We start from the raw sequence: 23,316 nt of genomic DNA, 5'->3' as shown, positions 1-23,316 counted from the left end.
AAACGTAGAAAGGTCAAGTATGTTAATCAAGAATGCTAGAATCGTTACAGAAGAAAATATTTTTAGTGGTGATCTGAGAATAATTGGAGAGCTTATTACAGAAATTGAATCTGAGCTTAAGCTTTTACCTGAAGAAAAAGTCATTGATGCAGATGGCATGGTTTTGATGCCGGGTGGTGTTGATGTCCATACGCATTTTGATATGCCCTGGTCTGGAGGAACCACCTCAGATGACTTTTATCGCGGTACCAGAGCAGCCCTTGCTGGTGGAACAACGACAGTGATTGATTTTACCGAGCCGAGTCAGGGCCAGTCTCTTCAAGCAGCTCTTGATACCTGGCATCATAAGGCCAGGGGGAAAGCCTGGTGTGATTATGGATTCCATATGACCCTCATCGAATGGCATGAGCGGATGCCAGAAGAAATGGTTAAAATGAAAGAACAAGGCGTCACTTCCTTTAAAATCTATATGACCAACCTGGAAGGCATGGGCGATACCGGGACAATTAGGGAACTCCTGAAGACATCAGGCGAATTAGGGACCCTGGTCAGTTGTCACTGTGAGCGTGGTGAGATAATTGAAGGACTTGAGGACCAGATGGCAGATAAAGGGTTGTTAACACCTGCATATTACCCGGCATCAAGACCGGAAAACGCAGAAGTAGAAGCAATTGACAGCTTTATTTCTTTGGCGGCTCAAGTTCAGGCACCAATCTATATTGTCCACCTGAGCTCGGCTGCCGGACTGGATGCGATTCTTGAAGGGCGAAAAAACTTTTCTGATATTTACGCTGAAACCTGTCCCCAGTATTTACTTTTGGATGAGAAGCGATACCAGTTGGAAGCTCAAGAAGCGGCTAAATTCATGATAAGTCCGCCTCTTCGTAAAAAGGAAGACCAGGAAAAGCTGTGGCAGGGTCTATTTGAAGGAGTAATACAGAATATTGCCACCGATCACTGCTCTTTTAATCTGCATAGTCAGAAGGATGAAGACTTGACGGATTTCAGAAATATTCCCAAAGGGATGCCATCTGTTGAAAACCGAATGGTCTTATCTATCCATCATGGTTTGGAAAGAGGGATGGATCTGATCCAATTGTCCCAGGTTTTATCGGGAAATCCGGCAAAAATCTTTGGCATGTACCCGCAAAAAGGGTGTCTTGCCGTGGGCAGTGATGCTGATCTGATCCTTGTGCGACTGGATAAGGAAACGCTCATTTCAAAGGATAGTCAACATCAGGAGGTCGATTACACACCATATGAAAACTGGAAAACAAATTGCAGCGTTGAGCACGTTTTTTTAAGGGGCAGACAGGTGGTTGAGGATGGCCTGCTATTGGATGAGATGCAGGACAAGCTAGTCATACCCGAGGGTCGGTTTATCAAAAGAAGATCTTTTAAGTGATGGAGGAAGCATAATGCGAATGATAATGGATGCCAAGTGGTTACTGGCCACAGACGGTTTGAAAAAAAATTGGAGCATTTTGATTGAAGACGGGATCATTATGGGTATAGGACCTACAAGAGACTTTGAAAAAGAGCCTTGTGATGAGCGGCTTCAATTCGAAGACAGGATGCTGATGCCAGGATTTGTTAACGGCCACAACCATATGTATGGATTTCTGTCTCATGGCATCCATGTGGCATCGATTGTTGAGGATTTTAGCGATTTTCTTGAAGATTACTGGTGGCCATATATTGAAAATCGTGTGGATCATGCTGAGGTGACTGCTACGACTAAAATGGCCTGTCTTGAGATGATTGAAAGCGGTGTTACTTCATTTGTTGATGTACTGGAAGCACCCATGGCCAAACCGGGGGTTCTGGAACTTGAAAAAAGTATCATTGAAGCCAGTGGATTGCGTGGACGCCTTTCTATTGAAGCCTGTGAAAGAATCAGTGCTGAGAATGGAATTGGCTGGCTGGAAGAAAACCTGCGATTTATTGAAAAGGCCAGTGAAACTCAAGGGCTCGTAGATGGTATTATGAGCATCCATACCCTTTTCACCTGTTCCGACGAATTTGTGATTAGGGCCAAAGAAATGGCCAAAAGTATTGGCACTACGATTCATATGCATTTGAGCGAAAGCGATTATGAACCGGAATGGTGTCTTAAAAACCGAAATGAGAAGCCGGTTGACATTTATGAGGGCCATAATTATCTGGATGAATCGGTTCTGGCCTCCCAGGTGGTACAGGTCTCAGACCAAGAGCTGGATATACTGGCCAAACGACAAGTCAGGGCTGTATCCATGCCGCTTTCCAATTGTGAAGTGGGCGGAGGGTTTGCCCCTTTAACGAAAATGCTGGAACGTGGTATGACCGTCGGTCTGGGAACCGATGGCTACATCAACAACTTCTTTGAAGTGATGCGTGGGGCCTTTCTGATGCACAAAGCCAACCAGAAGAACCCCCAGGTCATGTCTGCTGAGACTGTCTATAAGATGGCGACAGAAATGGGGGCAGAAGCGATTGGAAAACCTCAAGCCGGTAAATTGGCTCCAGGGGCTTATGCAGATATCATCAGTGTTTCACTTGATCTGCCAACGCCAATCACTGATCACAATGTTTATGAGCAGATTGTCCTCTTTATGAATCCCCAAAATGTCATGGACGTTATGGTGGATGGCAAATGGCTTAAACGCAATGGCAAACTGCTGACGATAAATGCGGTGGAAGTAAAAGAAGAAATGCGATCGGCGGCACAGGGCTTCTGGTCTGTAAATACGGAGGAATAGCAAATGTTTGATAAGAACCGATTAGAAGGTGCGGCAATCGATATTGAATTCTGTGGAAAAAGGCTGCAAAGCCCCTTTATCCTTTCATCAGGTCCGCTGTCTTATGCGGCGGAAGGGATTATCAAGGCCCATCAGGCAGGGTTTGGTGCAGTGGTCACAAAGACCATCAGGCTTGAAGCGGCTGAAAACCCGACCAACCATATGAGTCGAATTGGTAATACCAGTCTGATTAACAGCGAGAAATGGGCGGATATTGATCGGCTTCAATGGTATGAGAAGGAGATTCCTGAATCGGTAGCAGCAGGTGCGACTTTAATTGCCAGTGTGGGCCACACGCCGGAAGAAGCCAAAGCCATCGTCAGAGATGCCGAACTGGCAGGAGCCCATATGATTGAGCTGGTTTCCTATACGAAAGACACCATGCTTCCGATGCTGGAGTACACTAAAAATCATGTCGATATTCCGGTTATCTGTAAACTCAGTGGCAACTGGCCGGATGTGGTTGAGATTGGCAGTGAATGCCTTGAACGGGGTGCTGATGGTATCTGTGCCATTGACTCTATCGGCCCGGCCCTGAAGATTGATGTCACTACCGGTCGTCCAGCGATGATGACGCCTGGCGGCTACGGCTATCTCACCGGAGAAGCGATTAGGCCAATCGCACTAAGGATAAATGCTGATATTGCGAAAAAGCATCCAGAGCTAAAAAACTTGTATGCCACCGGCGGTATTATGAAAGTGGATGACGCCATCGAATACCTGATGGCCGGTGCTTACGGCTTGGGTCTTTGTACGGTTGGGATTCTTAAAGGTGTCGAAACAGTGGAACAAATGTGCTATGACCTGTCCAAACGACTAAAATCGCTGGGCTATGACTCTGTTGACAAGGCTCATCGCGTGGCTCTGGAGCACATGGTTTCTGAGGAAATCATGACTCCCTTCACATTTTCTTTCAATGCTTATTGTGAGAATGGCAAAGCCCATTGTGTCGATTGTGGAAAGTGTGTGACAGTCTGTTGCTATGATGCTCGAGAGATTGATTTTCCGGAGATGAAGTTTGACGAGCAAAAGTGTCGACAATGCGGTCTTTGTGTGGATGTGTGTCCCACTGGTGCGCTAACTGGAAAAATTGGGTGACGTTATGAATCGATGGTTTGATCTGCATATGGATACACTCTATGAGCTCAAGAAAAATAAACAGGGTTTAAAAGAGTATTCTCGCCATTTTTCACTGGATAAATGCCAAAATATTGATGAATTGACGGTTTTTTTCGCTGTGTTCGTACCTGAAGATTTGTCAGGGAAAGAAGCCATCAATCATACCTTGTCCCATCTTCCTTATTTGGATTGGCTGAAAGAAACTTACCCTGAATTAGGGGAGAACAGAAAGATTCTGCTTTCCATCGAAAACGGAGCTGCCCTGGGAGGGGAACTCTCTATGGTGGCAGATTATGTCAATCGGGGATTCAAGATGATGACCCTGACCTGGAACAACGGCAATGACATCGCTTCAGGTCATCTTAAGCCCGGCGGTCTGTCTAAGTTTGGTCGTGAAGTAGTGGTTGAAATGGAGACCAAGGGAATGGTCATCGATCTCTCCCATATTAATGAACAGGGCTTTGATGAAGTCTGTCAACTGACCAGTCAGCCTTTTGTTGCTTCCCATTCCAATATGCGGTCAGTATTTGACCATAGCCGAAATCTGACCGATGAGCAGTTTAAGGAAATTGTCCGAAGGGGCGGTCTGGTAGGTTTTAACCTTCATGAGCCTTTTGTCGGTGATGGTCGGTTTGAGCCCAAGGAAGCGATTTTCAGACACATTTATCGGATGCTTGAACTGGGTGGTCAGGATGTCATCGCCTCCGGCAGTGATTTTGACGGAGCAGATGTAAGTAGTGAGCTTGATTGTCCCGATAAGTTAATGTCCTTAAAAGCTTATTTATCCCAGATGGGCTTAACTGATAGGATTATTGAAAAGATTTTTTATGAGAATGCAAGTGCCTTCTTTGAGAGCAGAAATGAGGTGGGGTAATGGAAACAATCAAAATGACGGTGAATGGGGACGCTTATGAACTGGATATCGAGAAAAACTGGACATTACTCCACATCCTGCGAGAAGTCATCGGCCTGACCGGTACCAAATGTGGATGCTCAACTGGCGATTGCGGCGCCTGTATGGTGCTGTTTAACGGTGGTGCACAAAAGTCCTGTTTAATAAAGGGTAAAAAAGCAGATGGTGCACAAATCATGACCATTGAAGGCTTTTCAAGCGGTGAAGTCCTGCATCCCATACAGATGGCCTTTATTGAAGCAGGCGCCGTCCAGTGCGGATACTGCACACCTGGAATGATTATTTCGGCCAAAGCTTTACTTGATAGAAATCCGATTCCCACCGAAGAAGAAATCCGTAAAGCTATTGATGGTAATCTGTGTCGCTGTACAGGTTATGAGAAAATCGTTGAAGCTATTATGCTGGCATCGCGACTTTTACAGGAGGAAGACTGATGGAGGAAAAATTCAACGTTCTGGGAAAAGGAACACCGATTCGTGACGCATCGCTTAAAGTCACGGGACGTAAAGTCTATGTCGATGATATGAAGCTTCCGGGTATGCTTTATGCAAAAGTCCTCTTTAGTCCCCATGCCCATGCAAAGATCATTTCCATCGATACGACTAAAGCCAGTCAATTAAAGGGTGTCAGAGCGATTGCCACCCATATGAACACACCGGACAAGCGTTACAATAGCGCGCTTCGTTTTATCGAACATGATATCCCCAAAACTGAACGGATTTTTGATGACAGGGTTCGCTTTGTCGGTGACCGGGTTGCAGCTGTTGCCGCAGATACAGCGGAGATTGCAGCAAAAGCCATTGGTCTGATTGAAGTGGAATATGAAGAGCTGCCGGCTGTTTTTGATTCTCTTGAAGCGATGGCGGAAGGGGCGGTGCCAATCCACGGTGACAGCAATATTGTTGGAACCAGTGACGTCGAAGCCGGTGACATCGAAGCCGGCTTTAAGGCCGCAGACCATATCTTTGAAGAAACCTTTACTACTCCTGCTATTCATCATGGGGCGATTGAAACCCACGTTGCCATAGCGGATTACCGCCACGACAACAAGCTGACGGTCTTTACACCCTGCCAGAATTCCTTTGGTTTCAGGTGCATTTTCTCGGACCTGTTTGACCTGCCCTATAATAAAGTACGAATTAACAGCCCGGCTATTGGCGGTGGTTTTGGCGGCAAGCTTGAAGTAACACTGGAACCGGTGGCCGCTGTTTTATCGAAAATGTGCCGCAAACCGGTGAAGCTGGTCTACAACCGAAGAGAAACGATGATTTCAACCCGTGTTCGTCACGCCAGCCGTTCGAGAGTCAGAATTGGGGTTACTAATGAAGGCCGGCTGACAGCTGTTGACATGGATATGACCCATAATACCGGAGCCTATGCCTCCAGTGCCTTGAACGTCCTGGGTGCTTCCTCGCATAAAGTTTTTAAACTGTATCAGGTTGAGAACATGCGTTTTCAGGGGCGGACAGTCTACACCAATACACCGGTTGCCGGTGCCATGCGAGGTTATGGTAGTCCCCAGGCCTTCTTTGGGATTGAGCGATTGATGAACAGAATCAGCATGTCCCTGGGAATCGATCCGGTGACTCTTTATCGAAGCAACCTGGTTAAACCGGATAGCCTTGATCCCAAGTTCAAGTCACCAATCGGCAATCCGAGACCTCTGGACTGTCTGGAAAAAGCAATTGCTGATTTTGGTCTGGAAAAAGCGCTGGCTGAAGCAAAAGCGTCAAGTAATGACCGATATAAAATTGGCGTCGGTATGGCGGCCGGTCTTCATGGAAACAGTTGTTTTGGTGCTCATCGGGATGTAACCACCCTAATGGTTAAGATGAACGAAGACGGTTCGGCTATCCTTTATACCGGGGCCCATGATATGGGAAATGACAACGTTGGGGCTCAGATGGCGATTGTCGCCGAAGTGGCAGGCCTTTCCCTTGATAAAATCGATGCAGTGGAAGCGGATACCGATGCCTGCTTGTGGCATCTTGGTGATTATGCCAGCCGCGGGGTCTTTGTTGTTGGTCAGGCAGCTTATAAAGTAGCTTCTAAGTTAAAAGAAGAATTAAAAATTGAAGCGGCGAAACTGCTGCAAACCACTCCCGACAATATCGAAATCAGCAACAATATGGCTTGTCTGATTTCTGAACCGGACAAACAGGTCTCGGTCAAAGAAGTCATGAAGAACTGCCAGAAAAACTCGATGCGGGAAATCTGTGTTTCGGAAACTCATGCCGCAGCTTCCGGTCCGTACAGTTATGGCTTCCATATTGCCATGGTAAGCGTTGATACTCAAACTGGAAAAACGCAAGTTTTAAAATACGCAGCTGTTCATGATGTTGGCAGAGCTTTGAATCCAATGGCTTTGGAAGGGCAGCTGGCAGGTGGTATCCAGATGGGTATCGGATATGGTTTGTATGAAGGAATGAAGGTTGATGAAAAAGGCAAGACTTTGACAAGTACGCTGAAGCGATTTAATATGATGAATGCCAGCCAGATGCCGGAGCTTCTGCTCGGCTTTATAGAAGAAGGCGAAGATGGTGGACCATTTGGTGCCAAAAGTCTGGGGGAATCGCCGGTAGTGCCGGCAGGACCAGCTGTGGTTAATGCGGTTAGTAATGCTATCGGTTATGAGATTAATGATCTGCCGGCCAATGAAGAACGGATTCTGGCAGTGTTCAATAAAAAATAAAGAATAATATGTGATAAAAAGGAGAAATTCAAATGACAAAGATATTAGGAATATGCGCCAGTCCAAGAAAGAAATCATCTTATACGGCACTGGTTGCGGCAATGGAAAGTGCGGCTCAGATTCAGGGGGTTGAAACTGAACTGGTTGAATTAAAGGGAAAGAAAATTGCGCCCTGTATCCACTGTAACAAATGCTTAAAAGATAAGGCGGATCGTTGTACTGTTTATGAAGATGATATGGCACCGCTCTACGATAAATTTTATGAAGCGGATGGGATTCTGATTATCTCACCGGTATATGATATGAACTATACGCCGCAATTGGCTGCATTCTTCAGCCGTTTTCGCTCATCATGGAGTATTGGTATGACCAGGCCTGATTTCTTTATCCGTAAAGCCGGTGCGGCCATGTCTGTTGGCGGCACCAGAAACGGTGGTCAGGAAGCGGTCATTCAGTCCATTCATAATTTCTACCATACCCAGGGAATCACTGTCTGCAACAGCGGTGGTGCAGGTTACGCCGGAACATCACTTTGGAGTCCAGGGGATGGTTCGACAACGATGGATGATCCCTTTGGACTAGATAACGCAAAAGGTTTGGGAACCAGGCTGGCAAAAACGGCGACCTGGTTGAGCCAGGGTAAATCCCTGTAGATAAGGAGCATGAGTATGGAAAGTTACATACTGACAATCAACGGAAAAAAACATCAGATTCTGGCAAAACCAAACTGGACACTGATGTATGTCATCAGAGAAGTAGTCGGACTGACTGGCACCAAATGCGGCTGCAGCACGGGAGATTGTGGTGCCTGTACCGTCATTCTGGATGGGGAAGCGGTCAGATCATGTACAACACTCGTCAAAAATGTTAAAGACAAAACGGTTGAAACCATTGAAGGTCTTTCAAAGGGCACCGATCTGCATCCGATTCAAAAGGCTTTTATCGACAATGGGGCTATTCAGTGCGGTTTCTGTACACCGGGAATTATCATGGTGATTAAGGCATTTCTTGACCGGAATCCTGATCCCACTGAAGATGAAATTCGGCAAGCGATTAATGGCAATCTTTGTCGATGTACAGGTTATGCCAAGGTTGTTAAAGCAATTCAGCAGGCAGCCAGAGTGATGAGACATGAGGACCAGGTCATGGAGGCAGCAGTCACAGCTGCATCGACAAAAGGTACGATTGGTCGTGGGGTAGCGGTTATCGATGCAGACCTTAAAGCAACTGGGAGCCTTAAATATACCGGGGATATTGTACTACCAGGAATGCTTCATGCAAAGGTGCTTTTCAGCCCCCATCCCCATGCAAAAATCATCAGCATTGATACCAGTAAAGCAGAAGCTTTGGAGGGTGTTGAAGCAGTTGTTTGCTACAAAGATTCTCCGGATGTTCGCTTTAACAGTAATGCGGAGGATAAAGATGCCAGTCCCAGCGAATTGGTCTTTGATCAGATTGTTCGTTACGTTGGCGATAAGGTAGCGGCCGTTGCAGCAACATCAATTGAGATTGCTGAAGCGGCGGTCAAGCTGATTGACGTGGAGTATGAAATGCTTCCTTATTATCTAGATCCCAAGGAAGCGATGAAGGAAGATGCTTACCAGATACATGACTTTGGTAATTGTTTGGACCCGGCGGTTATTGAGACTGGTGATGTGGATGGTCAAATGGCCAAAGCGTCCCATGTCTTCGAAGATACTTATTCACTGCAGCCGATTCATCACAGTGCCATGGAACCCCACGTTTCAATTGCTCAATATGATATCAGCGGTAAATTGACGGTCTACACACCAACCCAGGATGTCTTTGGACAGCGTTCCAACCTGTCGCGAATTTTCGGCATGTCAATGAATAAGATCCGAGTGATTCGACCGGCTATTGGCGGCGGCTTCGGCGGCAAAGTGGACCTGGTGACAGAGCCCGTTGCAGCCCTGCTTTCGATGAAAGCGATGAAGCCGGTCAAGCTGGTTTATACTCGTCGGGAAGACATTGCTTCATCACGAATTCGCCATGCGATGGATGTTAAAGTTAAGACTGGAGTGGATGAAGAGGGACGTATTATCGCCCAGGATATCCAGGCCGTTGTTAATGCCGGTGCCCACACCAGCTGTTCCACCAGCGTTGCCTGGGCTATGAGCGGTAAATTTCTAAAAGTTCATAAGAATAAAAATATCCGGATTAATGCTCAGCCGGTCTATACCAACACACCAGTTGCGGCAGCGATGAGAGGGTTTGGCTCGCCCCAGGGATTTTTCGCCCAACAACGGCAACTTAACCGGATTGCCCATGAGCTGAATAAGGATATAACAGATCTCCAGCTGTTAAACCTGGTAGATCCATGGGATCTGGAATCTGATGGGGTGATGAATGTTGGTAATGCCAGAGCAAAGGATTGTGTCATAAAAGGAAAAGAAGATTTTTCATGGGCCGATGAAATGGCGACAATGGCAGCATCCAAGCAGGAAAATGGCCGTTATAGAATCGGTGTTGGAATGGCACTCGGGGCCCACGGCAACGGCTTATTCAATGTTATGGCTGACACAACGGGCATTATGATCAAGCTGAATGAAGATGGTTCGGCGACATTCTTCACCGGTGTATCGGATATGGGTAATGGTTCCAGTACTCTCCAGGCCATGGCTATCTCTGAAGTTTTAGGGATCACAATGGATCGAATCGCCTGTCACGAAGCTGATACGGAAACGACTCTCTTTGATGTTGGCGCTTATGCCAGTCGTGGCACCTATATTTCGGCCCAGGCTGCCCGAGTAACAGCGGTCAAAGTTCGAGAAACTTTGGAAAAATATGCCGCAGAATATCTGGATATACCGGTTAAAGATGTGGACTTCATCAATAACGAAGCAGTTAGTGTTAGAGATTTTAAAACGAAAGCCAGCATCGGTGACCTGGTTATCCATGCTCATGAAAAACATGGCAAAGATATCTGCGAATCAGATACCTTTTCAGCTGAAGCTAATGCCGTTTCATACGGGGCCCATTTTGTAAAAGTTCAAATCGATACTCAGACAGGAGCCATAAAAGTTCTTAAATATGTCGCAATTCATGATGTGGGCAAGCCGCTGAATCCGCTGGGTCTGGAAGGACAGGTAGAAGGCGGCATTCAGATGGGAATGGGTCAGGCCCTTTCAGAGGGAATTATCTATGATAATCAGGGCAAGGTCACTAATCGGAATTTCAAAAATTATACGATTCCGAGAGCAATGGATATGCCTCATATCAAGGCCGGATTTATTAATTCGAATGAAGCTTCCGGTCCCTTTGGCGGCAAGAGTATTGGGGAGTGTGCGGTGGTTCCATCCTTAAGCGCAATCGTTAATGCGGTGGCTAATGGGATGGAAAAAGAATATAATGACCTGCCGGTAACTGCTGATGCGGTTTTGGCAAGTCTTAATAAGAATGACCAGAAATAAATCAGATATCAGCAAAGGAGTAAAGAAATAATGTCTATAGAGATTGTACATCGCAGTGATGAAAAAAATAATAAACCGGGGCTTGACCATGTCAGTATGGAAGTCGCGGAGAAAGTCGTCGGTTATCATCGGACTTTTCCGGCTTATGAGGAGACCCCGTTAAGGGAATTGTCATCCCTTGCCAGTCAGCTTGGTGTGGGAGAAATCCATGTTAAGGATGAATCCTACCGTTTCGGTCTTAATGCTTTTAAGGTGCTTGGCGGATCTTACGCCATCGGCCAGTATATTGCTGAAAAACTGGGTGAGCCAATCGAAAATTTGAGTTTTGAACGAATGATCTCCAGTGAAGTTAAAGACCGTCTGGGCGATCTGACTTTCATTTCGGCTACCGATGGTAACCATGGTAGAGGGGTGGCCTGGACGGCCAACCAGTTGCAGCAAAAATGTGTGATTTACATGCCAAAGGGTAGTGCTCAGGAACGGTTGGACAACATTCGCAGCGAAGGGGCAGATGCTTCAATAACCGATATGAATTATGATGATGCTGTAAGACTAGCTAGTCAAAATGCCAACGACAATGGCTGGGTTATGGTTCAGGACACTTCCTGGCCAGGTTACGAAACCATCCCAACTCACATCATCCAGGGTTATATGACCCTGGCATATGAAATCTATCAGCAGTTAGACGGTAAGAAGCCGTCCCATGTCTTTCTTCAAGCTGGTGTAGGATCTTTTGCCTCAGCGGTAACTGGATTCCTGGCTTCAGTTTATGGTGAAGATAAACCACAAATCATTATTGTGGAACCAACTGAAGCAGCTTGTATCTATAAAACGATGAAAGCCAATGACGGCCAGATTCATGTGGTTGATGGTGATATGGATACGATTATGGCTGGTCTCGCTTGTGGCGAGCCGGTAACGGTAGGTATCGATATTCTTAGAGCTTATGCTGATCATTACCTTGCCTGCGATGACTATGTTGCGGCTCAGGGAATGCGTGTCCTGTCATCACCGGAAGGCGATGATAGCAGGATCGTGTCAGGAGAGAGTGGGGCCGCTGGTTTGGGAGCAGCCTATGAGATTCTGACCAACCCCAAGTTTTTAAGTATTAAGGAAGAGCTTGGTATTAATGAAAACTCTTCACTGCTTTTTATCAGCACTGAAGGGGATACAGACAAAGACAACTATCGCAGTATCGTTTGGGACGGTCTGTATCCAAGACCATAAGGAGGAATACTATGTTAAATGAAGAACAGAAATCACAGGTGATCGGACTTTGTCAGGACCTGATTAGGCAGGAGTCTTATTCAGGCAATGAAAGCGGTGTGGCTGGTGTCCTGGAGAACTTTTTTAATGATAACGGATTTGATAATGCTGTCGTCGATGCCTATGGCAACATTTATGGTGTTATAAAAGGAAACGCACCAGGGAAAAAAATCCTTTTCGATGGACATATGGATACGGTGCCTGTTGGAGATCTGGCTGATTGGAGCAAGGACCCTTTTGCTGGCGAAATAGTGGAAGATCGTCTGTATGGAAGAGGAACTTCGGACATGAAAGGGGCTATTGCTGCTATGGCCAGTGCGGCAGCTCAGTTTGCTAAAAAGACTCAGAAGCAATTTCCTGGTGAAATATATGTGGCAGGGATTGTTCATGAAGAGTGCTTTGAAGGAATCGCAGCCAGAAAGATGAGTGAGTCGGTTCAGCCGGACCTGGTGGTAATTGGCGAAGCTTCCAACTTAAATCTAAAGATTGGACAGCGGGGACGAGGCGAAGTGGTTGTGGAAACATTTGGTGTACCGGCCCATTCGGCCAGTCCAGAGGCTGGTAAAAACGCGGTCTATGCAATGGCTAAGGTGATTGGGGCAATCCGAGAAATCGAAGCACCGGTCCATCCGATTCTGGGCAAAGGGATTCTGGAACTGACTGATATCAAATCAAGTCCTTATCCAGGTGCATCGGTTGTACCGTCTTACTGCAAGGCAACTTATGACCGACGACTACTGGTTGGGGATACCAAAGAAAGCGTGCTGGCACCCATTCAGGCTGTGATTGATGCCCTGTCCGCGGAAGACAAAGAGGTTGATGCCAAAGTTTCTTTTGCTGTTGGCGAAGAAGATTGCTATACTGGTGAAAAGATAAAAGGCGAGCGTTTCTTTCCTGGATGGCTGATGGATGAAAATTCAGAAACTGTTCAGACTGTTAAAAAGCATCTTGAAGACAAAGGTTTCAAACCGCAAGTGACCTATTACAACTTCTGCACTAACGGCAGCCATTATGCGGGAGAAGCGGGAATTGAGACAATTGGTTTGGGGCCGTCTGATGAGAAACTGGCTCATACCATCGATGAGTACATCGAACTTGGTCAGTTGACCGGTGCCGTTGAGTCTTACATGGGTATTATGGAAGCATATCTCGTTTAACGGAAGGTGGATTGAAGTGGTCAGGAGGGATCATGAAGCTAAAAGATGTTTTAATAGTTGTTAGAGGCGGAGGTGATATCGCTACTGGTACGATTCACAGACTGCATTCCAGCGGTTTTAAAGTGGTTGTGCTGGAGGTGGAAGAACCTTCTGCTATCAGGCGGCAGGTATCATTCTCTGAAGCTGTTTACGATGGACAGGCGACTATTGAAGGAGTAAAGGCGATTCATGTTGATACTGCATCTGAAATCGAAAGAACCTTGTCTGAGAGAAATATTCCGGTTCTTATTGATCCTCAGGGATTGTGGATTAGCAGACTAAAACCTCAAGTTGTCGTCGACGCAATTCTGGCGAAAAAAAATCTGGGGACAGATTATGAGATGGCACCCTTGACAATTGCTTTGGGACCGGGTTTTACCGCAGGTGTAGATGTAGATGTGGTGATTGAAACTATGCGAGGACATAACCTTGGTCGTATCATTCGAAAGGGAACAGCAATCGCCAATACCGGTATTCCAGGCAGCATTGCAGGCCATACCAGCGATCGAGTGATTCATGCTTCACATCAGGGGTTAATCAGAAATGTTAAGAGCATCGGTGATGCAGTAACAAAAGGCCAGGAAATCGCGATTATTGAAAACAGTGATGGAGCTCATCCGGTGGAAGCCTCAATTTCGGGCATTATCCGTGGCTTAATTCGTGACGGATATAATGTAACACAAGGTTTTAAAATTGCTGATATCGATCCACGAACTGAGGAATTGAAAAATTGCTTCACCATATCTGATAAAGCCAGGTGTATAGCAGGCAGTGTCTTAGAAGCGGTTTTGTATGGCGTCTGTAATTAAAAAGAACTTAAAAGTTTATAGATAACATCATTTTGAATAATTATAACTACGCTTAAGGTCAAAGGACTTGCCTATTATGTGGATTGATGCTAAGATTTTATTGTTATGATAAAATAATTTGACATAATAATTGGAGGAGCGTTATGAAAAATTATGATGTGAAAGATTACATACCAATGGTGAATTTTCTAGCTAAAGTATTAGGTCCAAATACTGAAATTGTCCTGCATGATCTTAGAAACTACGAAGAATCGATTATTGCAATAGAGAATGGTCATATTAGTGGAAGAAAAGTTGGCGGACCGGTGACCGATCTGGTATTAGGTATTGTCAAAAACCGGGAATATGATGACAGTGATTATGTTGCCAACTATACAGGTAAAACAAAAAGCGGCAATCTGCTTAAATCATCTTCTTTCTTTATAAAAGATGCTCAAGGTTCTATTATTGGAATGCTGTGTATCAATACCAACATTTCCGTTTATATGGAACTTCAGAAACAACTGGGTGAATTAATCAATTATGGCATGGATCAGAAGTTAGTAAGTGGAGATAATAACGAAAATGCGGTTGCAGCAATAGAAGAAAATTTCAGTGAATCAGTGGAAGATATTACACTAGGTTCGATTGAAGCTGTCCTGGCTGATTATGATATTCCACCAGAAAGAATGTCATCAGATGAAAAGATGGAAATTGTTAAGAAGCTATTTGATAAAGGCATCTTTCTTATAAAAGGGGAAGTAAGTAGAGTGGCTGAATACCTGAAAGTATCAGATGCAACATTGTACAGATATTTACATAAAATTAAATAGACTGCGGGTTTAAAAATTATGAGAAGTTATTTATAGGATAGCTATTATTGCTCTTTAGCATGCTTAAGAGCAGCAAAAAACATTGATAATAAATTATTGCGATGATAAAATAATTGTACGGCTAGCAATAAGGATTATCAGACGGTGTTTAAACAAGATCTACACCTTAACTATTTGATGGATTATTATTTAAATTATATACTTATTAATGATATTAAAGGAGAACAACTATGAATTCTGACGTAACAGTAAACAAAGAAATAATTGAAACAAAAGAAGCACCTTCAGCTATAGGAGCCTATTCTCAGGCAGTTGTTGTAGGGAATATGCTTTTTACATCCGGTCAATTGCCAATTGATCCGCAAACTGGTGAAATGGTCAGTGACTGCATTAAAAAGGCAACAAAACAAAGCATTGAAAATATCAAGGGGATTTTAGCCGCAAAAGGAGCAACTCTTGATAACGTGGTGAAAACAACCGTGTTCTTAAAAAATATGTCAGATTTTGCAGATATGAATGAAGTCTATTCAGAATATTTTACTTCTACCCCTCCGGCAAGGTCGGCAGTAGAAGTTGCTCAATTACCTAAAGACGGTTTGATTGAAATTGAGGCGATTGCCTTAGTTTAAAGCTTTATAGTATACTATATACCAATATGTATTAAACTATTCAGACAAAATTAGATGATATAAGTGGCAGAAACGGTCGGGCATTTATTTGTCGGACTGTTTTTTAATATTAAAAGAAGTGTTTGCTGGGAGAAAAAGTTACTGATTAATCCTAAAAATTTATGGTTTTAAACAGCTGTTGTGAGTGAACCGCATCAATTTAGAAAGACGTGTATTAAAAATGAAAGAACAAATTTATTTTGATAATGCAGCCACTTCCTGGCCCAAAGCCGATGGTGTGGGTAAGGCGATGTATCACTATATAGAAGATATTGGTGTCAACACTGGCAGAGGTGTTTATCATAAGGCAATGGAAGTCTCACGAGTTGTGTTTGAAACCCGTGAAATGTTACGAGAGCTTTTTAACGGAGAAAGCAATCAGAACGTCATCTTCACGCAAAATGTAACCCTTGCTCTAAATATGGTCCTTAATGGTTATTTAAAACCTGGCGATCATGTCTTAACCAGTGGGCTGGAGCATAATGCAGTAATTCGACCGCTGTATCAGCTCGGGAAAAAGGGTGTGGAATATGAAATTATTCCTGGGAAAGACACTTCTAAAAAGCAAAATCAAGATTTTCCAGATTATGAAATGGATATTACAGCCCTGGAAAAAATGATAAAGCCTAATACAAAAGCGATTGTTATGACGCACGGATCAAATGTTAGTGGTGCCATTCTGCCGCTCAAAGAGGTAGGGGAGATTTGTGAAAAGCATAGTATCCGATTGATTATTGATACTGCTCAGACGGCTGGCACGCATGGTATCGATATGAAGGCCAGTAAGATTGATGTTCTTTGTTTTACCGGACACAAGGGACTGAGAGGCCCCCAGGGAATTGGCGGCTTTCTGATTAATACTGAAATGGCTGAAGAATTGGATGTGCTTTTATCAGGAGGAACCGGTTCCTCATCTGATTCTCTGGAAATGCCGGATTTTTTACCTGACAGGTTTGAAGCCGGGACACTTAATATTCCTGGGATTTATGGTTTGCACGCAGCACTCAAAGCGTTAAAGAAACGTGGGGTGAATAATAGCCGGGAAAGACAGTTAACGAACAGTTTTTTAAACGGACTGGCAGCTATTAAAGGAATTGACGTAATTAACAGACACTTCGATAAAGAACGGTGTGCGTTGGTTTCGATCACATCTTCCGTGAAAGATCTCTCGGAAGCTGCATTCGAACTGGAACAGGGTTTTGGAATTATGACCCGGGTGGGCCTACATTGTGCACCAATTGCTCATCAGACTTTAGGGACTTATCCCAAAGGCACTTTACGATTCTCGTTTAATAGCCAGAATACTGAAGATGAAATTAAAACTTGTCTTCAAGCCCTTGAAGAAATCTTTGGAAGGAAACAATAGTGATGAAAAAACGACTGACAGAAATGGTTAGAAATTGCGGTTGTGCTGCTAAACTTGGCCCGGGAACCCTGTCTGAGGTGCTGGGCAATATAAGCCAGATGAAATGTGATGAACTCTTAATCGGGTTTGAACATTCGGATGATGCGGCAGCTTATCGGATCGATGATGAGCGGATTCTTCTTCAGACCCTTGATTTCTTTCCGCCAATCGTGGATGACCCTTATATGTTTGGACAAATTGCAGCAACCAATGCCCTGAGTGATATCTATGCAATGGGTGGAAAGCCCTTGACTGCCATGAATATCGTCTGTTTTCCGGAAAATGAAGATAAAAAAATTCTGGCTGAGATTCTAAGAGGCGGTGCTGACAAGGTTTTAGAGGCCGGGGCAGTGATTGTCGGCGGACACTCTGTTGAAGATCTTGAACCCAAGTACGGTCTTTCAGTCACCGGCATAACCGATAACGAACATTTGCGCGGCAATTGCAGTGCTGAAGAAGGTGATCTTGTTATTTTGACCAAACCCATTGGGACTGGCATTATTATTTCGGGAATTAAAGGGGGAATAGCCAGTGACGAAGCTGAGCAGGCAGCGGTTCGTTCCATGTCAACTCTGAATAAGACTGCCTGCGAAATCATGAACCGGTTTCCTGGGGTTCATGGCTGTACTGATGTGACCGGTTTTTCACTGGCTGGCCATGCCATTGAGATGGCAAAAGCCAGTGGTCTGACGATGATTATCAATACTGATGGTATCCCGGTTATGCCGCAAGCGATTGAGCTGGCAGAAATGGGTGTCATTCCCGGAGGTACATACCGGAATAGAGATCATTTTTCTCCTGATTATCAGTCGGAAGTGGAAATACTCTGGGAGGATATTATCTTTGATCCCCAAACTTCAGGTGGTCTACTGATTTCAGTAGCACCTGACGATGCCCCGAAACTGATCGCAGAATTTGATAAGAATTTAGAAACAGATTATGGTATTGTTGGCCGAATGGTCAAAAAAGAAGATAAATATTTAAAAATAAGTGAAGGAGATCAAAATGATTATTGATGCTGTAGGGAAAGCCTGTCCAATGCCGGTCGTTTTGGCAAAAAAAGAAATTGATGAAAATCACGGCAATTTTATCATTCGTGTTGATAATCAGATTGCAATAGAAAATCTCAAGAAATTGGCCAGAAAAATGAATTATACGACGCAGGTTGCAGAAAAAGATGGGATTTTTGAAGTCTCTTTTATAAGCGGAGACGATCAGGTTGTGGCAGTTCAGAAAGTCCAAACGCCGAAAATGGAAAAAAGAATTATCGAAAATGCTCAATATGTCGTTTTTATGGGAAAAGAAATGATTGGTGATGGTGATTTGAAACTGGGGAGTCTCCTGACTGAAATGTTTTTTTACACCTTATCAGAATCAGATGACCTGCCGGAAAGTATCCTGTTTATGAACGGCGGTGTTAAAATCGTTGCGGCCGAAAATCGTACCGTTGGACACCTTAAAACCCTAAGGGAGCGGGGCGTCAATATTCTGGTCTGTGGAACCTGTCTTGACTTCTATCAGCTGACAGACAGTCTGGCCATTGGTGAAGTCAGTAATATGTATGATATCACTGAGAAAATGCTAAACGCCCACAAGGTAGTAACCTTATAGGATGGATACATACTCTTTGCTTACATTTGACGGAACCCATCGTTTTATGATGGCGGAATCAATTTTAAAAGATGAATTTGAAATCATCGTTATCCCGACGCTTCGGGAGATTTCAGCTGGTTGCGGAATCTCGATTAAAATTGACGAAAGTCTTGCTGAAGCGGCTTATCAAAAACTGAGGAGCAACGGTTTTTCGCAAAAGATGGTGCAGCTTTGGTTGATTCAGAAAAATGATGGGGTAATTAAACCGCAAAAAATTTATTGATCGCCATTGTTCAAAGCTTCAGTTGATTTGATTTTTTAAATGAAATAGGAGATTGATATGATCACAGGAATTATTTTAGCTTCCGGTTTTTCGAATCGGATGAACAGAAAAACCAATAATAAGCTGGAATTAAAAATTTCTGGAATTCCGATGGTTGAGCGGGTGATCCAGGCGGCTGTTTCATCAGACCTGGATGATGTTCTGCTGATCTATAGAGATCCCAAAATTAAAGATTTGGCAGATCGATATCCGATTAAAACCTGTGAAAATCGGAATGCAGTTGTTGGACAAAGCGAATCGATTAAAATTGGAATTAAAAATTCCGACAATTTAACAGAAGCTTTTGTTTTTCTTGTCGGAGATCAGCCTTTTATTAGCAGTCAGCTGCTCAACCAGCTGATCCGGCGGTTTAAAATGGAAGAGGATGCGATTATTATCCCGCAGTATAATGGTAAGAATGGGACGCCGGTTGTCTTTCCCGTTCAATATAAAAAACAGTTAATGGCGCTCACCGGTAATAAGGGGGGACGGGAAATCATAAAAAAAGGCCAAGGTAAAATCTGTTATGAAATGATTTCGGATGTTCGGGCCGGTGTAGATATTGATACCTGGGATGCGTATCAAAACTTTGGCGATTCAGTAGAAAATAACAAGCAGATCAACTCTGCAAATGATGAAAACTTAAAAAAGGTGAAAAATGAAACTTATTAATACAACAGAAGCAGTTGGACATATTTTATGTCATGATATAACCCAGATTATAAAAGGCTCAAAAAAGGAAGCAGTGCTTAAAAAAGGAACTGTTATTAAAGAAGAAGATATTGAAATGCTCTTATCAATTGGTAAAGAACATTTATATGTATGGGAGAATCAGGAAGGTTTTCTGCATGAAAATGAAGCTGCGGAAATTCTCTGCAACTGTTGTATTAATGAAAATATGAGCAGATCAGATGTAAAAGAAGGAAAAATTGAAATCTTTTCGGAGCTTAAAGGTTTGCTGAAAGTTGACAGCGATCGGATCAATGCGATTAATGCAATGGGCGATATTATTATTGCAACCCGACATAATAATACACCTGTTAACGCTGGTGAATTGCTGGCAGGCACCAGAGTAACCCCGCTGGTGATTGCAAAAGAAATAATGGACCAGGTTTCAAATCAGGCAGGCAGTATGCCCTTGCTGGTGATCAAACCCTATCAGAAGAAAAAAGTTGGGATTCTGGTAACCGGCAGTGAAGTTTTTAAGGGGCGGATTAAGGATGATTTTGGACCGGTTATTTTAGAAAAACTTGCTGAATATGATATTCAACTGCTGAGAAAAGAGATTTTAGATGACAATCCGGAAATGATTGAAAAATCGATCAAAAATTTAATAAACGATGGCGCTGAACTGGTTATCTGTACTGGTGGAATGAGTGTCGATCCTGATGATCGGACTCCTTTGGCAATAAAGAACACCGGTGCTGAAATTGTTTCTTATGGAGCGCCAGTTTTACCAGGAGCTCTGTTTTTGCTGGCCTACTATAAAAATCAGATTCCGGTAATCGGATTGCCTGGATGTGTCATGTATTCAAAGCGGACAATTTTTGATCTGGTTCTGCCAAGAATTATGGCGGATGACCGGATTACAAAAGATGATCTGGTGAAAATGGGAACAGGCGGTATCTGTTTGTCCTGTGACATTTGTACCTTTCCCAATTGTGGATTTGGTAAATAGCAGTTTTGAGAGTATGAAATGAAGCTGATTAAAAATTTTAAAATCAAGAACAATGAGCTGATTACAATTACCGGTGGTGGCGGAAAAACATCGCTGATGGTTGCTCTGTCCCGAGAATTAACAGCTGCTGGAATGGCAAATATCCTTACAACAACAGCAAAGATATCTATAGCAAATATTGATAAAAGACGGGTTTTAATTAATCAGAACATCGAAGCAATTAAGCATGAGCTGCTAAAGACAAAAGAAGCGGGGATGATTATCGGTAAATGTTTACTGGAAGATGAGAAAATTTCGGGATTTTCAGATCATGAACTGGAAAAAATCCAAAATGATTTGGCACCAGTGGTGATTCTTAACGAGGGTGATGGTTCGAAAGGAAAACCTTATAAGTTTTATCAGGAATATGAACCAATTATTCCGAAGAAGACAACCAAGTTAATTCATGTGATTGGGGCTGAAGTCTTATATAAACCGATGAACGATGATTATATTCATCGTTCAAAGCTTTATAAAGGGGAGAAGTTGCTGCTAGATGAAAAAGTGCTGGAAGATTCACTGAGAAGCTTTTACCAGACAAGACTTTTGCCATATCAGCTCGATAATCTATCTCTGATTCTTTTTGTCAATAAGGCCGAGGGTTTAAATGAGCAAAAAGCTGAAAAAATCTGTAAAGTTGGGAGCTCGTTTTTTTCTCAGTGTTTTTGGGGATCTTTGAATGAACATTGGATCAGAGAGTATAATAATTGATTTTTGATGTAGCCTGAAGTTAGAGGATTTTGGTAAGTCTGCTCAGGTGATGTGGATATAGCAAAGTAAACATTATATTTAGAGGCTAAAAAGAGTCTCTTTTTTTTGCAAAATTTCCAGCTAATTTCAATAAATTGAAATATGAATACTAAGATAGAGTAAGAGTGGTTTTAATGGCATATCAGCCTTACGTATATCAAAAAAGTATAATAATCGAACAGATGATATCTAGAGAAAGGTTACGACCATAATTAGACTTGTTCAAGGCATTGACACCGATTTGTTAAGTGTTATTATAAATATAAGATTATGATTGTTGACGGCGAAAGGGGGCGACAAAGCTCGTTAACAACTGTTTGAGATAATGAAGTAAACAAGAAAGTAGAAATGAATAATAAGGAGACTAGTAAATGTTAGGTATAATAATTATGATTGTTCTGCTTGTGGCGCTGGTATTTGGAATTTTGTTATTGAGCTATGTTAAGGCACCACCAGATATGGCTTATGTAATTTCAGGCATCCGTAAAAGGGTTATTATTGGTCGGGCAGGGATTAGGATACCGTTTCTGGAGCGGGTTGATAAACTCAATCTGCAGATGATGTCGGTTGACGTCAAGACTGGTGAGACGGTACCAACCAACAACTATATTGACGTTATGGTCGATGGAGCAGTTAAGATTAAAATAAGCTCTGATCCGGAGTCTATCGCTCTTGCATCGGAAAACTTTCTAAATATGGGAAGTGACTACATTGTCAATACGGTTAAAGATGTGCTGGAAGGTAATGTTCGCGAGATTATTGGCTCACTCGATTTAAAAGATATGCTGACTGATCGAAAAAGCTTTTCCGAAAAAGTACAGGAAAACGCCGTACCAGATCTAAAAAGAATGGGACTTGATATTATTTCTTTTAATATTCAATCGATCAGAGATCAGGCCGGTGTGATTGAAGATCTGGGGATTGAAAATAAGGAGCAAATTAAGAAGACCGCTTCAATCTCAAGAGCGATTGCTCAAAAAGAAGTTAAAATAGCTGAAGCGCAGGCAGAAAAAGAAGCTAATGATGAAAAAATTAAGGCTGATCTTGAAATCGCTCAGAAAAACAATGATCTGGAAATCAAAAAAGCGCAACTAAAACGCCAGGCTGATCAACAAAAAGCGCAGGCGGATGCTGCCTATGAAATAGAGACAGAAGAACAGCGAAAAGAGATTGAATTAAAACGGCAGGAAGCTAATATCGTCAAACAGGAGAAAGAAGTTGATTTAGCGGTGCAGGAAGCAGAAGTTGAAGAACAGCGGCTAAAGGCACAGGTTAATAAAAAAGCGGATGCTGAACGGTATGAACGAATGCAAAAAGCGGATGCCGATTTATATGAGCGCCAGAAGGAAGCGGACGCTGCCCGTTATGTAGAGGAACAGAGGGCAGCGGCGGAAAGAGTAAAGGCCGAAGCTGACCGCTATCGACGTGAGCAGGAAGCTGAAGCAGTTCGAATCAATGGTTTGGCTGAGGCCGAAGCCATTAAAGCTAAAGGTTTGGCTGAAGCCGCGGGAATTGATGCAAAGGCCGAAGCGATGAACAAATATAATGAAGCGGCTGTATTGGAAATGTACTTTAAGGCTCTGCCGAGCATTGCTGAAAAAGTGGCATCCCCACTTCAAAACGTGGATCGCATTACCATGTATGGTGATGGCAATTCGACTAAGATGGTTAAAGATATTGTTAACTCAGTATCTCAGGTGTCAGATGGGATATCAGAAAGCACTGGTATCGATCTGCAGTCTCTGATTGGCGGATTCCTAGGTGGCAAAATGGCTGTCCCTAAAGATAAGGGCATATCTGAACAAAATCCGGAACAATAACACCAGGGGTTAACCCTGGCAATTCA

General features: G+C 43.5%; 21 protein-coding genes. All 21 read left to right on the top strand.

Going from position 1 to position 23,316, the window contains the following annotated elements:
- The first annotated feature begins 19 nt into the window (after positions 1 to 19).
- Complete coding sequence (gene hydA, locus Q5O24_10990) at positions 20 to 1,405, top strand: dihydropyrimidinase (GenBank protein ID WKY46878.1); 1,386 nt, start codon at positions 20 to 22, stop codon at positions 1,403 to 1,405.
- 13 nt (positions 1,406 to 1,418) lie between these two features.
- The gene (locus Q5O24_10985; protein WKY46877.1) at positions 1,419 to 2,738 is read left to right on the top strand and encodes an amidohydrolase family protein; all 1,320 of its coding nucleotides are present in this window, start codon (positions 1,419 to 1,421) and stop codon (positions 2,736 to 2,738) included.
- A 3-nt stretch (positions 2,739 to 2,741) separates the two neighbouring features.
- The gene (locus tag Q5O24_10980; protein WKY46876.1) at positions 2,742 to 3,875 is read left to right on the top strand and encodes a 4Fe-4S binding protein; all 1,134 of its coding nucleotides are present in this window, start codon (positions 2,742 to 2,744) and stop codon (positions 3,873 to 3,875) included.
- Between the two features lie 4 nt (positions 3,876 to 3,879).
- Positions 3,880 to 4,770, top strand: a complete 891-nt coding sequence (locus tag Q5O24_10975) for a membrane dipeptidase (protein WKY46875.1) — start codon at positions 3,880 to 3,882, stop codon at positions 4,768 to 4,770.
- The gene (locus tag Q5O24_10970; protein WKY46874.1) at positions 4,770 to 5,243 is read left to right on the top strand and encodes a (2Fe-2S)-binding protein; all 474 of its coding nucleotides are present in this window, start codon (positions 4,770 to 4,772) and stop codon (positions 5,241 to 5,243) included. The genes Q5O24_10975 and Q5O24_10970 overlap by 1 nt, the downstream gene beginning before the upstream one ends.
- The gene (locus Q5O24_10965; GenBank protein WKY46873.1) at positions 5,243 to 7,501 is read left to right on the top strand and encodes a molybdopterin-dependent oxidoreductase; all 2,259 of its coding nucleotides are present in this window, start codon (positions 5,243 to 5,245) and stop codon (positions 7,499 to 7,501) included. The genes Q5O24_10970 and Q5O24_10965 overlap by 1 nt, the downstream gene beginning before the upstream one ends.
- Before the next feature lie 32 nt (positions 7,502 to 7,533).
- A complete protein-coding gene (locus tag Q5O24_10960) occupies positions 7,534 to 8,154 on the top strand; it encodes a flavodoxin family protein (GenBank protein WKY46872.1) in 621 nt (206 codons plus the stop codon).
- Positions 8,155 to 8,169: 15 nt separating this feature from the next.
- On the top strand, positions 8,170 to 10,932 hold the full coding sequence (locus Q5O24_10955) for a molybdopterin-dependent oxidoreductase (protein WKY46871.1): 2,763 nt from the start codon (positions 8,170 to 8,172) through the stop codon (positions 10,930 to 10,932).
- Between the two features lie 30 nt (positions 10,933 to 10,962).
- A complete protein-coding gene (dpaL, locus tag Q5O24_10950) occupies positions 10,963 to 12,159 on the top strand; it encodes a diaminopropionate ammonia-lyase (protein ID WKY46870.1) in 1,197 nt (398 codons plus the stop codon).
- An 11-nt stretch (positions 12,160 to 12,170) separates the two neighbouring features.
- Positions 12,171 to 13,355, top strand: a complete 1,185-nt coding sequence (locus Q5O24_10945; protein ID WKY46869.1) for a YgeY family selenium metabolism-linked hydrolase — start codon at positions 12,171 to 12,173, stop codon at positions 13,353 to 13,355.
- A gap of 32 nt (positions 13,356 to 13,387) precedes the next feature.
- A complete protein-coding gene (yqeB, locus tag Q5O24_10940) occupies positions 13,388 to 14,203 on the top strand; it encodes a selenium-dependent molybdenum cofactor biosynthesis protein YqeB (GenBank protein WKY46868.1) in 816 nt (271 codons plus the stop codon).
- Positions 14,204 to 14,346: 143 nt separating this feature from the next.
- On the top strand, positions 14,347 to 15,015 hold the full coding sequence (locus Q5O24_10935; protein WKY46867.1) for a PAS domain-containing protein: 669 nt from the start codon (positions 14,347 to 14,349) through the stop codon (positions 15,013 to 15,015).
- A gap of 230 nt (positions 15,016 to 15,245) precedes the next feature.
- A complete protein-coding gene (locus tag Q5O24_10930; GenBank protein WKY46866.1) occupies positions 15,246 to 15,644 on the top strand; it encodes a RidA family protein in 399 nt (132 codons plus the stop codon).
- 220 nt (positions 15,645 to 15,864) lie between these two features.
- On the top strand, positions 15,865 to 17,049 hold the full coding sequence (locus Q5O24_10925) for an aminotransferase class V-fold PLP-dependent enzyme (GenBank protein WKY46865.1): 1,185 nt from the start codon (positions 15,865 to 15,867) through the stop codon (positions 17,047 to 17,049).
- Positions 17,049 to 18,104 (top strand): selenide, water dikinase SelD, encoded by a 1,056-nt coding sequence (gene selD / locus Q5O24_10920; protein ID WKY46864.1) that lies wholly within the window; start codon positions 17,049 to 17,051, stop codon positions 18,102 to 18,104. Before Q5O24_10925 ends, selD begins: the two co-directional genes overlap by 1 nt.
- The gene (gene yedF, locus Q5O24_10915; protein WKY46863.1) at positions 18,094 to 18,699 is read left to right on the top strand and encodes a sulfurtransferase-like selenium metabolism protein YedF; all 606 of its coding nucleotides are present in this window, start codon (positions 18,094 to 18,096) and stop codon (positions 18,697 to 18,699) included. The genes selD and yedF overlap by 11 nt, the downstream gene beginning before the upstream one ends.
- 1 nt (position 18,700) lies before the next feature.
- A complete protein-coding gene (locus Q5O24_10910) occupies positions 18,701 to 18,964 on the top strand; it encodes a DUF3343 domain-containing protein (GenBank protein WKY46862.1) in 264 nt (87 codons plus the stop codon).
- A 57-nt stretch (positions 18,965 to 19,021) separates the two neighbouring features.
- Positions 19,022 to 19,675, top strand: a complete 654-nt coding sequence (locus Q5O24_10905; GenBank protein ID WKY46861.1) for an NTP transferase domain-containing protein — start codon at positions 19,022 to 19,024, stop codon at positions 19,673 to 19,675.
- Positions 19,662 to 20,681, top strand: a complete 1,020-nt coding sequence (locus Q5O24_10900; GenBank protein ID WKY46860.1) for a molybdopterin-binding protein — start codon at positions 19,662 to 19,664, stop codon at positions 20,679 to 20,681. The genes Q5O24_10905 and Q5O24_10900 overlap by 14 nt, the downstream gene beginning before the upstream one ends.
- 18 nt (positions 20,682 to 20,699) lie before the next feature.
- The gene (yqeC, locus tag Q5O24_10895; GenBank protein ID WKY46859.1) at positions 20,700 to 21,431 is read left to right on the top strand and encodes a selenium cofactor biosynthesis protein YqeC; all 732 of its coding nucleotides are present in this window, start codon (positions 20,700 to 20,702) and stop codon (positions 21,429 to 21,431) included.
- 410 nt (positions 21,432 to 21,841) lie between these two features.
- Positions 21,842 to 23,290 (top strand): flotillin domain-containing protein, encoded by a 1,449-nt coding sequence (locus tag Q5O24_10890; GenBank protein WKY46858.1) that lies wholly within the window; start codon positions 21,842 to 21,844, stop codon positions 23,288 to 23,290.
- The last annotated feature ends 26 nt before the right edge of the window (positions 23,291 to 23,316 follow it).

The organism is Eubacteriaceae bacterium ES3, from assembly GCA_030586155.1.
Classification (GTDB): domain Bacteria; phylum Bacillota; class Clostridia; order Eubacteriales; family Eubacteriaceae; genus Acetobacterium.
The sequence above is the reverse complement of the archived record's forward strand: the minus strand, read 5'-3'. Positions and strand labels throughout refer to the sequence as shown.